At 60.5% G+C, this 12,313-nt stretch carries 11 protein-coding genes and 1 pseudogene; 3 read left to right on the plus strand and 9 right to left on the minus strand.

Features of this window, described 5'->3' with window-relative positions; all coding sequences use genetic code 11:
- Positions 1-6: 6 nt before the first annotated feature.
- The 6 genes from fba to B5P46_RS03615 all read right to left on the minus strand — a co-directional run bounded on the left by fba (position 7) and on the right by B5P46_RS03615 (position 6,934).
- Positions 7-1,071 carry a class II fructose-bisphosphate aldolase gene (fba, locus tag B5P46_RS03590; RefSeq protein ID WP_003550843.1) on the minus strand — a complete coding sequence of 355 codons (1,065 nt, stop codon included), beginning with the start codon at positions 1,069-1,071 and terminating at the stop codon, positions 7-9.
- Between the two features lie 370 nt (positions 1,072-1,441).
- Complete coding sequence (locus tag B5P46_RS03595) at positions 1,442-2,290, minus strand: sugar phosphate isomerase/epimerase family protein (protein ID WP_129417502.1); 849 nt, start codon at positions 2,288-2,290, stop codon at positions 1,442-1,444.
- 11 nt (positions 2,291-2,301) lie between these two features.
- Positions 2,302-3,288 carry an ABC transporter permease gene (locus B5P46_RS03600; RefSeq protein ID WP_129417503.1) on the minus strand — a complete coding sequence of 329 codons (987 nt, stop codon included), beginning with the start codon at positions 3,286-3,288 and terminating at the stop codon, positions 2,302-2,304.
- Positions 3,288-4,316, minus strand: a complete 1,029-nt coding sequence (locus B5P46_RS03605) for an ABC transporter permease (RefSeq protein WP_129417504.1) — start codon at positions 4,314-4,316, stop codon at positions 3,288-3,290. The genes B5P46_RS03600 and B5P46_RS03605 overlap by 1 nt, the downstream gene beginning before the upstream one ends.
- Positions 4,309-5,823 (minus strand): sugar ABC transporter ATP-binding protein, encoded by a 1,515-nt coding sequence (locus B5P46_RS03610; protein WP_129417505.1) that lies wholly within the window; start codon positions 5,821-5,823, stop codon positions 4,309-4,311. Before B5P46_RS03610 ends, B5P46_RS03605 begins: the two co-directional genes overlap by 8 nt.
- A gap of 127 nt (positions 5,824-5,950) precedes the next feature.
- Complete coding sequence (locus B5P46_RS03615; RefSeq protein ID WP_129417506.1) at positions 5,951-6,934, minus strand: autoinducer 2 ABC transporter substrate-binding protein; 984 nt, start codon at positions 6,932-6,934, stop codon at positions 5,951-5,953.
- Positions 6,935-7,179: 245 nt separating this feature from the next.
- Here B5P46_RS03615 and B5P46_RS03620 point away from each other — a divergent pair, with 245 nt between their 5' ends.
- Together B5P46_RS03620 and B5P46_RS03625 are read left to right on the plus strand one after the other, a co-directional pair.
- Positions 7,180-8,238: a LacI family DNA-binding transcriptional regulator gene (locus B5P46_RS03620; RefSeq protein ID WP_129417507.1), complete on the plus strand. Its 1,059-nt coding sequence runs from the start codon at positions 7,180-7,182 to the stop codon at positions 8,236-8,238.
- Positions 8,239-8,565: 327 nt separating this feature from the next.
- Positions 8,566-8,814: a hypothetical protein gene (locus B5P46_RS03625; protein ID WP_129417508.1), complete on the plus strand. Its 249-nt coding sequence runs from the start codon at positions 8,566-8,568 to the stop codon at positions 8,812-8,814.
- Positions 8,815-8,899: 85 nt separating this feature from the next.
- On the opposite strand, the gene rsgA is transcribed toward B5P46_RS03625, so the two are convergent.
- Positions 8,900-9,952 (minus strand): ribosome small subunit-dependent GTPase A, encoded by a 1,053-nt coding sequence (gene rsgA / locus B5P46_RS03630; RefSeq protein ID WP_129417509.1) that lies wholly within the window; start codon positions 9,950-9,952, stop codon positions 8,900-8,902.
- A 35-nt stretch (positions 9,953-9,987) separates the two neighbouring features.
- Complete coding sequence (locus B5P46_RS34270) at positions 9,988-10,164, minus strand: hypothetical protein (RefSeq protein ID WP_164902139.1); 177 nt, start codon at positions 10,162-10,164, stop codon at positions 9,988-9,990.
- A gap of 198 nt (positions 10,165-10,362) precedes the next feature.
- Between B5P46_RS34270 and B5P46_RS35475 the strand changes: the two are divergent.
- Positions 10,363-10,545, plus strand: a pseudogene (locus B5P46_RS35475) (hypothetical protein); the annotation flags it as partial.
- Positions 10,546-10,631: 86 nt separating this feature from the next.
- On the opposite strand, the gene B5P46_RS03635 reads toward B5P46_RS35475, so the two are convergent.
- Positions 10,632-11,816, minus strand: coding sequence for an MFS transporter (locus B5P46_RS03635; RefSeq protein ID WP_129417510.1), 1,185 nt, complete (start codon positions 11,814-11,816; stop codon positions 10,632-10,634).
- Positions 11,817-12,313 lie beyond the last annotated feature (497 nt).

Raw genomic sequence — 12,313 nt, forward strand, 5'->3', positions numbered from 1 at the left:
AGCGTTTCAGGAGAAAGCCGGATCGAGGGAACCGGATTTATAACGCTTCGCCATTTCCGAAACGGGAAGGGGCGTGATGCGGCCGGCCATGCCGGCAGTGCCGAACTGTTCGAAGCGCTCCTTGCAGAGCTTGGTCAGCGCCGTCATTGCCGGCTTCAGATATTTGCGCGGGTCGAACTCGCTTGGGTCCTCCTGCAGCACGCGGCGGATCTGACCGGTCATCGCCATTCTGCCGTCGGTGTCGATATTGACCTTACGCACGCCGTTCTTGATGCCGCGCTGGATTTCCTCGACCGGCACTCCCCATGTCGGCTTCATCTGGCCGCCATATTTGTTGATGATCTCCTGCAGCTCGATCGGGACCGAGGACGAGCCATGCATGACGAGATGCGTGTTCGGGAGCTTACGGTGAATTTCTTCGATGACGTTCATCGCCAGCACCGAACCGTCCGGCTTGCGGGTGAACTTGTAGGCGCCATGCGATGTGCCCATCGCGATGGCGAGCGCATCGACCTTGGTTTCGCGCACGAACTTCACGGCCTCGTCCGGATCGGTCAGCAGCTGGTCATGCGAAAGCTTGCCCTCGGCGCCGTGGCCGTCCTCGGCCTCGCCCATGCCGGTCTCCAGGGAACCGAGAACGCCGAGTTCGCCTTCCACCGAGATGCCGCCGAAATGCGCCATATCCGTCACCATCTTGGTGACGCCGACATTATAGGCCCAGTCGGCGGGCGTCTTGGCGTCCGCCTTCAGCGAACCATCCATCATCACCGAGGTGAAGCCCGCCTGGATCGCCGTCATGCAATTGGAGGGATCGTTGCCATGGTCGAGATGCACGCAGACTGGAATATGCGGATAGATTTCGACGACGGCATCCATCATGTGCTTCAGCATGATGTCATGGGCGTAGGCGCGGGCTCCGCGCGACGCCTGCATGATAACCGGCGCCTGACACGCGTCGGCGGCCTCCATGATGGCGAGCGCCTGCTCCATGTTGTTGATGTTGAAAGCGGGAACGCCGTAGCCTTCCTCCGCAGCATGGTCGAGCAGTTGCCTCAGCGTAATGCGTGCCATCCAAGATTTCCCCCATATCGATGGTCGAACGAAATGCCGCCATCTCCTCGAAACTAGAGCCCGGGCGCGAGCCGTTCAAGCGTCTTATTTTAATAGGCAAAATGGCATAGGAGGAGGAATGTAACAAGCAGTAATAACAATATCACAACAGGCATGATATTTCTCGAGAGACATTTCGCCTGCCCTAGCAGAATGAAATTCAGGCATGCGCTGAAGAGATGGGTCGCCGTAACGGTCCTTGCCGGCGATGGCGAGATCTCTTGAGCTAGGCACCCATGTGGCCGCGCGGTTGTGGCTTATTGCCAATGGCCAGCATCAGCCTCGATTTTAAGGCTGATGCAACCGAATGGGCAATATCCGGCAAACCGGGTCAGATGAGACCGTATTGTTCCGCCTTGTTGCGCAGGAACGGCAGGCCATTGCCCATGACCTCTTCCATATCGCGTGCAACGGGGCGCCAGACGGCCAGGCCATAGGCGACCTCAGGCGGCATGTTGATGAAGCTTTCCATCGCAAGTCCGCCCTTGAAGCCGATGGCGGCGAGCGCGGCGTAGATCGCATCCCACGGAATATTGCCGCAGCCCGGCGTGCCTCGGTCGCTCTCGGAAAGATGGATGTACTTGAGGTGGTCACGGGCGATCAGGATGCCGTTTGCCGCACCCTTCTCCTCGATATTCATGTGGTAGGTATCGAGGTGGACGAAGATGTTATCCGCACCGACACGCTCCACCATGTCGACGGCCTGCTGCGCCGAATTGATCAGGTGGTTCTCATAGCGGTTCACGGCCTCGACGCCGAGTTGGATGCCATACTTCTTCGCATGTTTTGCCGCAACGTCGAGCACCTTGGCGATGTTGTCGTATTCGCCCTCAGTCGGCGGCAGGCCGGTGCGCTCGCCGATGCCGCCGAAGATGACACCCGAGAGCGCCTCCGCGCTCATCTCCGCGGTCTTTTCGATCGCCACCTTCAGGTGCTCGATTGCGGCATCCGGGCGGACGGAGGCCCAGGCATGTTCCGGCAGGCCAAGCGAGCAGACGGCGCGCAGCTTGTTCTTTTCAAGCAGGTCGCGGGTGTGTTTGGCATCGACGGCAGGCGCGTTCAGCAGCGCGATCTCGATGAAATCCATCTTGTAGTGCACGGCTCCGGCAATCGCCTTCTCAGCGCCTGCGCGATCCCAGTTCATGGTCCACATGCTGGTGTGAACGCCGAAACCTTCCATGGTCGTATCTCCTATTTCACGATTCTGATGAACTTGGCCGAGAGCCACCGCAGCACCATCACGACGATGAGCAGGATGCCCCAGACGGCAGTGGTGAGATGCTGGTTGGCGCCGAGCAGGTTGAGCCCCGAAGAGAGGAGTTGCAGCACGATGAGCGCCACGAAGACGGGCAGGACGCGGCCGAAGCCGCCGAAGGGGTTTATGCCGCCGAGGAAGCAGGCGAGCACGGTGATCAGCAGATAGGATTCGCCGTGGCCGACGCGCACCGAATTGAAACGCGCAAGCATGATGATGCCGGCAACCGCAGCCATCACGCCGGAAAGCATATAGACCAGCACCAGGACTTTGCGGGTGTTGATGCCGGAATAGCGGGCAGACTCGATATTGGAGCCGATCATATAGGTGGAAAAGCCAAGTTTGGAGCGCGAGAGCAGGATGTGGCTGGCAATGACGCAGGCGATCAGGATCAGCAACGGGACGGGGATGCCGAGGATGCTGCCGTGGCCGATCGGAGCGACGAAGGTGGGAAAGCCCGAGATATCGCCGCCGCGTGTCAGGAACTCGCCGAGGCCGCGCAGGAAGATCATCATCGACAGCGAAACGAGGATCGGATGGGCGCGGGTAAAGGCGATGACCAGGCCCATGACCAGGCCGCTTGCCGCGCCGACGGCGAGCGCCAGAGCGGAGCCGAGCAAGAAGGCGCCCGGGCCGGCATCGATGCCGCCATTGGCCTGCAGCGTCCAGGCAAGCGTCAGGCCGGCGATGTTGGCGGTGAAGGTGATCGCAAGGTTGAGGCCGCCGGTGAGGATCGGCATCAGCATGGCAAGCGTCAGGATGCCAAGCTCGGGAAGCTGAAAGGCGACCGATCCGAAGGTCGCGCTCGTCAGGAAATGCGGCGAGGCGACACCGAAGACGATCAGCACGGCCGCCAGTGCGGCGAGGGGACCGGCCATGTCTGCCCCGAAGATGGCGTTGAAGCGGGCGGCGAGCGCGTTCATCAGCTCTCTCCCCTGTCTGCAGGCCTGCCGCCGGTCAATTTGCGGGTCGCAAACACCGGCACCAGATTGCCGATGCGGGCGCTCGACAAGGTGATCGCAAGGAGGATGATCGCGCCGACGATCATCTTGAAGGCGAAGGGCGAGACGCCCATCAGGTTGAGGCCGTTCTGGGTGATCGAGACGAGCAGCACGCCCAGCACGCAACCGAGCACCGAGCCCTTGCCGCCGCCCAGCCGCGCGCCGCCGAGCACCACGGCGGCCAGGACATCGAGCTCGCGGCCATAGAGTGCGTTCGGCACGACCTCCTGCGCATAATGCGCCTGCATGAGGCCGGCGATGCCAGCCATCAATCCAAGCCAACCGAAGGCGATAAACTGCATGGCGCCGATATTGATGCCGAAGCGGCGCGCCCCTTCCGGATTGTCGCCGAAGGCATAGAGCTGCCGGCCGGTCGTCGTGCGGGTAATGAAGAGCCAGGTGGCGAGCGTGCAGACGGCCATGACAACAACCGGCAAGGTGATCTCAGCCCAGCTCCCATCGGCCATTTCGCGCTCATAGATGATGACGCGGGTCGTCAGCCAGTCGGGCAGATTGTAGATCGAGACGCCCTTGGTGAAGAACATCAGCAGGCCGAAATAAACGTTGAAGGTCGCGATCGTCGCGACGATCGAGATGATCCGGAAGCGGTGTATCAGGAAGGCGTTGATCATCCCGAGCACCATGCCGATACCGGCCGCGATCAGCAGACCGGACACCCAGCCGCCCCCGCCGATCCGCTCAAGCGCCAGTGCAGTGACATATTGCACGATCGAGGCGGCGACGGCGAAGGAGATGTCGATGCCGCCTGATATCAGCACCACGAGCAGGCCGACGGCAAAGATGATGTTGACCGCGCTGATATTGAGCAGGTCGAACCCATTGCCGAGCGTGAAGAAGCGGTCGGTCGTAAAAGCCAGGACAATGCTCATCGCGATGATGACGGCAAACAGCACGAATTCCGTCGTATAGGCCAGGAACAGCTTACGCATAAACCGTCGCCTCCAGGTCCTTCAGTGTGGTCGCGCGCGGATCGTACCAGCCGGCGATGTGGCCCTTTTCCATATGGATGATCCGATCGGCGTTGAAATAGACCTCCGGCACCTCGTCCGAGATGAGGATGATCGCAAGCCCCGCCTCGGCAAGGCGCGCTACGATTTCGAAGATGCCGGCGCGCGCGCCGACATCGACGCCGACCGTAGGCGCATCGAGGATCAGCACCTTGGGATCGGTGGCGAGCCATTTGGCGATCGCGACGCGCTGCTGGTTGCCGCCCGAAAGCGTCGAGATCGCGTCGTCCTGCTTGCCTATCCTGATGCCGAGGTCGGCGATCCAGCGCGCGACGAGCGAGCGCTTCTTGTCCGTCGAAATGAGCCGGCCGCTCAGGATACGGTTAAGCGAGGCCATGACCAGATTGTCGGCGATAGACTGCGGCTGGTTGAGACCGAGCGAAAGGCGGTCTTCGGAGAGATAGGCGACGCCTGATGTGATCGCCTCGCGGTTGGAGGCAAAGCGCACCGGCTTTCCCTCCAACACGATCGTTCCCGCCGCGGGCCGGCGCATGCCGAACAGCGTGAGCGCAAGTTCGGTGCGCCCGGAGCCAAGCAGGCCGGTGATCCCGAGCGTCTCCCCTCGGCGCAGATCAAAGGAAATGTCCTCGAACTCGCCAGGCCGGGAAAGCTTGCTGACAGAAAGCAGGACCGGGTTCTGCGATACGTCGCGGGCGAGAACATTCTGGTCGAAGGTGCGCCCGGTCATCAGCTCGGTGATGTCAGACTGGGTCATGCCCTCCACCGGATAGACCCCGACCAGTGCGCCATCACGCAGCACGGTGATGCGCGAGGAGATGTCCAGCACTTCCGCAAGGCGATGGCTGACGAAGACCACGGCAACGCCCGAAGCCGACAGCGTGCGTACGATCGCCAGCAGATGATCGGTCTCCGACTGGGTGAGGGAGGCGGTCGGCTCGTCCATGAAGACGATCCGGGCCTCTCCGACCAGCGCGCGGGCAATGGCGACGATCTGGCGCTGGGCGATGGCGAAGTCCTTGAGGGGTCTGTCGACGTCGAGGGTGACGCCGAGCCGGGCGAGCGCCTCCTCGGCTATTTCGCGGATCGCGGCATAATTGACGAAGCGCGGGCGCGAACCGGAAAGGGTTTGGAAGGCGATGTTTTCCGCCACGCTCATTTCCGGAAAGAGCGCGAGGTCCTGCCAGATGATCTGGATGCCGCGGGACTGGGCCATGGCAGGCGTCATGTGAGATATCGTCTCGCCGTCGAAGACGATCTCGGCGCCGTCTGCAGGCCGATAGACGCCGGAAATCACCTTGATCAACGTGCTCTTGCCGGAACCATTCTCGCCGGCCAAGCAATGCACCTCGCCGGGCAAGACTTCGAAGGCGACGTTTTTCAGCGCCTTCACACCGCCGAATGTCATGTCGATGCCGCGAAGCGAAAGAAGCGGCTGGGCCTTCACACCATCATCCGTTGCCTTGCTCATGCCGGTTGCCTGTCCAGTCGAATGCCATGAAAGGTCAATGGTCCAGCCATGGCCGGATACCGCTCTCTTTTCCCGAACGCCGGGCCGGTCGCCATGGACCAGCCCGACACCCGGGGAGGGGGCCTATTCAGAGGCCCATTGCGGCCAGGTCGTCGACCGTATCCTTGTTGATCGGCAGCAGTTGATCGACGATGATGTCGTTACCAACAGGCTTGATCACGCCGAGACCCGGAATGTCATCACCTTCCTTGACGCTCTCGCCCTTGATCAGGCGATCGGCGAGCGTGACGAAGACTTCGCCGGCCTGCTTCGGATTCCACATGAAGCCGCCCGATATCGCATCGGACTTGATCAGCTTCTGGCCCTGGCCGGGCGAGAACGGGCCGAGCACGAAGATTTTGCCCGTCTTGCGGCGTTCCTCGATGGCGCGCCCAGCGCCGATCGGACCCTGGCTGCCGAAGGCGAGGAAGCCGGTCAGATCCGGATGCGCGGCAATGAGATCGAGCGCCGTCGAGCGGCTTTTATCGACGTCTTCCGCGACGCCGTAGCGCTCGCCGACGAGTTTCATGTCCGGGTAATTCGCCTTGATATAGGCGATTGCGGCATCCGCCCAGGCGTTGTGGAGCGGCACGGTCAGCGAACCGACGAAGACGGCATATTCGCCCTTGCCACCCATTTTCTCGGCGAGCAGCTTTCCATGCGCTTCACCGAAGCCGGTGGCCGATGCGAGTTCGAAATTCCAGTCGGCGCCCTTCTGCGAGGGTGATTCATGCGTAATGACCTTGATGCCGGCGGCCTGCGCCTTGGTGAGCACGGGCTCGAGCACCTTGGCATCGTTCGGAACCACACCAATGACTTTGACGCCTTGGGCAATCAGATCCTCGATGGCGCGCACCTGCAGCGCCGGATCGGCGCTGGTCGGGCCGATCATAAAGGCATCGACGCCTAATTTCTGGCCCTGTTCCTTGATCCCGGCTTCCATCGCGTTGAACCAGGGAATGCCGCCGATCTTGACGACAACGCCGACCTTCGGCGCGTCCTGCGCAAACGCGACCACCGCCCCGGCAAGCGACAGCGATGCGGCAAATGCCGCTACGATAAGGCTCCTCATCCTCACTCCTCCTCAAAGGTCGCTCATACGAACGACGACCACCGGCCGGTTTGCGGCAGGTTGTTCCTGGTTGCTTCTTGGCGAGGGAATACCCTTGCCTCCCATCCCGCCTCCTCAGGCGAACCATCTTTGCACAATCGATCTTTCTTTTTTGCACAATCGATGGTGCAATGACTATCGATCAAGGTAGGGGTTTCGTCAAGAGGGGTTTGTTTCTAAGGGAAGCGACAAAGGAAAGGCGAAATATGACCGACATCGGCAAGAAGAAGGCGACGATCTACGATCTCTCGATGCTATCGGGTGCGTCGCCTTCCACCGTGAGCGCCGTGCTGAACGGAAGCTGGCAGAAGCGGCGTATCAAAGAGGCGACGGCGCAGCTCATTCAGAAGCTGGCGAACGAGCACGGATATACGGCAAACCTGCAGGCCCGTGGCCTGCGTTCGTCCCGCTCCGGTCTCGTCGGTCTTCTGCTGCCCGTGCACGACAACCGCTATTTCTCCTCCATGGCGCAGTCTTTCGAGGCGCAGGTCAGAAGCCGCGGCCAGTGCCCCCTTGTCGTCAGTGCCTGTCGCGATCCGGAGGAGGAGCGCAAGGTCGTCGAGACGCTGATCTCCTATTCGATCGATGAGCTTTTCATCGCCGGCGCAACCGATCCGGATGGCGTGCACAAGGTTTGCGAAAAGGCAGGGCTGAAACACGTCAACATCGATCTGCCGGGCACGCTGGCGCCGTCGATCATCAGCGACAATCATGAAGGTGCGCGCATGCTGACACAGGCGATCATCGAACGCGCGCAAGAGGATGGCCCGCTTTCACCCGACGATCTGTACCTGTTCGGCGGCCGCAACGACCATGCCAGCCATGAGCGAATTCGCGGTTTTCGCGACGTAAAGCGCGCATTGCTGGGCGCCGATCCCGACGTCTGCATCCAGCCGACCGGCTATTCACCCGCCATGACGGCTCGCGCCTTCGAAGCCTTCTACGAAGGCCACGGAAAGCTGCCGCGCGCATTCTTCGTCAATTCCTCGATCAACCTCGAAGGGCTGATGCGCTTCCTCGCACTGCATCCGCATGAGACCTTCGCCGATATCATCGTCGGCTGCTATGACTACGATCCCTTCGGCTCTTTCCTGCCTTTCCCCGTCTTCATGATCCGGCAGGACAGCGAAACGATGATCACCAAGGGCTTTGCAATTCTCGATGCGGACCGCCGCCCGCCAATCACGCATCTGGTGCGGCCGACACTCGTGCCACCACGCACGGCGCTGATCGGCCCGCTCGATGCCCTGAAGGATATCGAGTAATGCGCCCTGCCTCGTTTCGCTACGATCAAGGATGGCGGAGGATGCTGGGCGTGCAGCTTGCACCACATAGGCGCGCCTGATGACCCTAGTGCCGAGCGCCGGTACACCCCTTCAAGAGCACTAAACGGGCGGGGCCTCGGCTGAATCGTACCGATTTACAACGATTGCTTCGAGTCTTTCTCGCAACACCTGAGCGGGAACTGTAATCTTGGAAGGATTTGGCTGGATTAGAGCGATTCAGTTACGGTATCCGTAGGACTGCGAAGCGATTTGCGCGAGCGGGACAGCTAGAGACAGCACGTCCGCATCTCCTAAAGCAGGACCTTGATGAACGCGGATATGATAGCCGCCTGGGCGGTGGAAAATGGATTCCATGCGATGGATTCCGGGAATTATCGTCGCCATGACAATGCAGGCGTGATCACGATCGAGATAAAGAGGATGTCATTCCTCCTCATCGATGAGAGGCAAGGATTGCGACCGCGCCTCATATCGCGGTTGTTCAAAGACTTATCCCTCACAAGCGGGAGCGGCCGCTTGCAGGGTCTTCTTCTTGACCGCAATCCCAATCATTGAGCGCTCACGCCATCCCCAGCCCAGCCGATTCAGGTGGCGGATTGTGGCTGACGCCGATGAGCACCGTCGCAAACATTCAACACCTTCAGTATTTCTTCTTGCGAACGATCTTGTTGCCGCGGGGTCCGCTCACGACCGGTGTTCGGTCGCGGTTTTCGGCAAGCAGGCTCCGCCAGCGTTCGAGGCGATCGACGCCCAGGGCACCGCTTGCGACAGCTGCCTGGACCGCGCACCCCGGTTCATGGGCATGGGTGCAATCGCGAAAGCGGCAAAGCGGCGCCAGTTCAGTTATTTCAGCAAACAGGGTGTCTATACCGTCGGCACCGTCACTCACGTAAAGCGTTCTTATTCCCGGCGTATCGATGACCCAGCCGCCGCCTGAAATTGCATGCAGGGATCGCGCCGTGGTGGTGTGTCGGCCCTGCGCGTCATATTCGCGGATGGTGCCTGTCTTTTGCTTTGTGTCAGATTCAGGCCCGGTCATGGTGTTCACCAGCGTTGATTTTCCGACACCAGAAGATCCCACCAGCGCAACCGTCTGGCCAACGCCGCACCAGGGCCTCAACAGGGAAACGGCGTCCGCGGAGCGCCCATTCAAGGCAATGACAGGCAGGTCACGCTGCAAAGCCTCGGCTTGCGCCTGGAATATGCCGGCATCTTCCGCGGTGTCAGCCTTCGTCAGCACAATCACCGGATTGCTCCCGGCCTGGTTGGCCATGATCAGGTAACGTTCCAGCCGAGCAAGATTAAAATCGGCATTGCACGAGGTCACGATCAACAGGGTGTCGATGTTGGCGGCAACAAGTTGCTGGCCACGCCCGCCTTCCGGGCGTCGTTGAAAGACGCTTTTTCGGTCGAGACGTCTGATAAGCATGTCAGTCAGTGCATCGGCAAGAACCCAGTCGCCCACCGCGTAATCACCAGTACTGGTATTGGATGGAAATTCGAGTCCGACCGGCCCGGTGACATCGATTGCCTCGATGCGTGCCCGGTGAACTGAAGCGATGCGTCGGGGGATCAAGTCCGCTTCGCTGGGCTGGACTTGGTCCGCGAAGAATTCAGACCACCCAAGCAGTTCCAGCGGTGAAGCAAGTTGGGAGCTGGTCAAATCTTGTTCCACTTTCAGTAGGGCCGCCATAAAGGGTTTTTGAATGATCTTCCGCGGCCTTTCGCCTAGCTGCGTGGATGATCCCGTTTTGGCAACGAGGTTGCGTAAGCAGCAGCTTCGCCGGGGTAGGGGAAATCGTCCCCGAGCTGACGGTCGCCATCGTAGACTTTGAAGGTCGGCCCCTCAACTTCAACGATCTTATAGCCATTCACGTATTCGATCTTCGGTGTTTTCCAGCCCATCAAAAGCTCTCCAGTCCGGTCCGAGGGTTGTCTCTGAGGATGGTGCCAAGACCTCATACACAGCGGTCTATGACCTATCAGGTGCTTCACGATTAGCCAACGCCGGTTCGATCCCGTTCAAGACCACCTTTCGTCTGCAAATTCGGCGAAGCGTCACCGCCAGGCTGGTTTAAAGGTTATCAATGGGGCACGAGTGGCGAGGACGATCGCCTAATCGACGTGGTCGAGCCCGCCGGCTCAGGTACCTTTGCCGTCAACAAACTCGTCGGCAAGCAAGTGGCCTCGCGCCTGCGCCCGCATTTCCCTCGACCAGACGCGCGACTGGCCTTCAATCTTGCAAGGCGATCTATTCCGACCTGCAGTGGCAGCAGTATTGCTTAGGGAGAGCACCGTGCACGCCGCCAATACGTGCTCGTTTGGGTTTTCACCGAACCAATCGCGCGGCCAAAAATCGGCAGCACAATAAGTCACCCGTTGACGCTTCGAGCAGTCGCAGCGCTACCGCCGCCGGCAGCCCGGCGCGTAGCAAGCGCCTTGGCCGAAAAGAGCGCGTAAATGATCAGCGGAAGACAGACGAGATAGGATGTCCGGATGCCAGCATGTTCGGCAATGAAACCGAGCAGCGGCGGCGCCAGGAAAAAGACGACAAAGCTCATCTGGCCAAGGGCGGCGACGTTGAGATACGCCGCGCGATCTGTGCGTTGGGCCGCCGCCGAAACGGCGAGAGGATAGACCGCGCTGCAGCCGGCGCCCATCAAGGCAAAGCCCGCCAGCGCGACATAGGGATGCGGCGCCCCCGACACGGCGCAGATGCCGATGGCCGAAAGAACAAGCAACATCGTGGCGACGGCCCGCGCGCCAAACCGATCGACCAGCGGATCGACGAACAGGCGCGCCAGCGCCATGCAGAAGGTAAAGAGTGTCAATCCCAGTCCGCCAATGAAGGGCTCGACCGAAAACACATCGCGCATATAGATCGCCGACCAGTCGATCCCGGCGCCTTCGACGAGAAAGGCCGCGATGCCGATCACGCAGAGCGGCATTAGGCCCCAGGTGGGAAGCGCTACCAGCGGCGCCTTGCCTTCATGCAACGCGATCCGCTCCGGCGCATTCCGCATGCCGGAAATCGCCCAGATGCCGATGACAAGAACCGTGACAAAGGTCGCGGCGAGATGGAGTTCCATCGAAATGCCCGCTTGGCGAACGACCGAGGAGACAAGCGCTGTGACGAAGAAGCCGAGGCTCCAGAAACCATGCGCCCTGTTCATCACGCCGCGTCCTAGATGTGCTTCGATGCGATCAATCTCAACATTGAGATTGATCTCCAGCGCCCCGGCGAGCAGCCCCTCGACGAAGAGCACAAAGAACACGACCGGCGCCGCACCGATCCACGGCACCAGCGACAGCAGCGCAGACGTGCCGAGAACCGTAATGAATGCCGTCGCACGCGCGCCGAGCCGGGCGATCAAGGGCGAAGATAAAGTCAACGAAATCAAGGCGCCGATCGCAGCCCCTATCAGCGTCAACCCAAGCTCGGACTTATTGACGCCCATCGCAACCTGCAAATCCGGCATCCTCGACAGCAGCGCCCCCAGCGACACAGCGAAGAGAAAGAAGCAGACATAGATCCGCTGCTGCGGCGCGATTTTCATGATGCAACTCCGGGGATTGACGCGTCGAAGCAAAACACGCGCGTATGGACCTGGGATGTCTATCTCACAGGGCCCAAGATCGAAACTAGTTTCTGAGGGAATGCATCGGAGAAGGTGTTCTTAGGGACCGGCGCGATTTGCCTAGCCGCGGTGACGTGGCTTGCCGTTTGATCAAGGTTGCCGCGATTCCGAACGCGAGTTTCGTACCGCTTGAGAGCAAGAACCATGTGCTCGTGCCGGACAAGCCTGCGTGTAACGTGTTTCGAGCCGAACTTGCTGCCTTCCTCGGGCAGGATCGGTCGATGCAGCCGCGCGAGGTTCGTGGTTTGTGTCCTTGCAGTTCCATAAGCTATCTTACGCCGCACAGTTGATGTAGCCGCAAAGTTGAAGTGTCCTGTTTCTGCAAAGTTGGAATGTCACTCTCCCCGCGTTTGATGACGTAGGAGATTGCGGATGGGACTGATAGCGATGAGCGAGCGTGATCTACAGCGGATCGA

The sequence above is a fragment of the Rhizobium leguminosarum genome (assembly GCF_004123835.1).
Lineage (GTDB): Bacteria > Pseudomonadota > Alphaproteobacteria > Rhizobiales > Rhizobiaceae > Rhizobium > Rhizobium leguminosarum_M.

Excerpts from the sequence above, each read along its gene's own strand:
- B5P46_RS03625 (WP_129417508.1), top strand. The coding sequence starts at position 8,566 with ATGAACGCGGATATGATAGCCGCCTGGGCGGTGGAAAATGGATTCCAT.
- B5P46_RS03600 (WP_129417503.1), bottom strand. The coding sequence starts at position 3,288 with ATGAACGCGCTCGCCGCCCGCTTCAACGCCATCTTCGGGGCAGACATG.
- fba (WP_003550843.1), bottom strand. The coding sequence starts at position 1,071 with ATGGCACGCATTACGCTGAGGCAACTGCTCGACCATGCTGCGGAGGAA.
- B5P46_RS03610 (WP_129417505.1), bottom strand. The coding sequence starts at position 5,823 with ATGAGCAAGGCAACGGATGATGGTGTGAAGGCCCAGCCGCTTCTTTCG.
- B5P46_RS03620 (WP_129417507.1), top strand. The coding sequence starts at position 7,180 with ATGACCGACATCGGCAAGAAGAAGGCGACGATCTACGATCTCTCGATG.
- B5P46_RS03635 (WP_129417510.1), bottom strand. The coding sequence starts at position 11,816 with ATGAAAATCGCGCCGCAGCAGCGGATCTATGTCTGCTTCTTTCTCTTC.
- rsgA (WP_129417509.1), bottom strand. The coding sequence starts at position 9,952 with ATGGCGGCCCTACTGAAAGTGGAACAAGATTTGACCAGCTCCCAACTT.
- B5P46_RS03595 (WP_129417502.1), bottom strand. The coding sequence starts at position 2,290 with ATGGAAGGTTTCGGCGTTCACACCAGCATGTGGACCATGAACTGGGAT.
- B5P46_RS03615 (WP_129417506.1), bottom strand. The coding sequence starts at position 6,934 with ATGAGGAGCCTTATCGTAGCGGCATTTGCCGCATCGCTGTCGCTTGCC.
- B5P46_RS03605 (WP_129417504.1), bottom strand. The coding sequence starts at position 4,316 with ATGCGTAAGCTGTTCCTGGCCTATACGACGGAATTCGTGCTGTTTGCC.
- B5P46_RS34270 (WP_164902139.1), bottom strand. The coding sequence starts at position 10,164 with ATGGGCTGGAAAACACCGAAGATCGAATACGTGAATGGCTATAAGATC.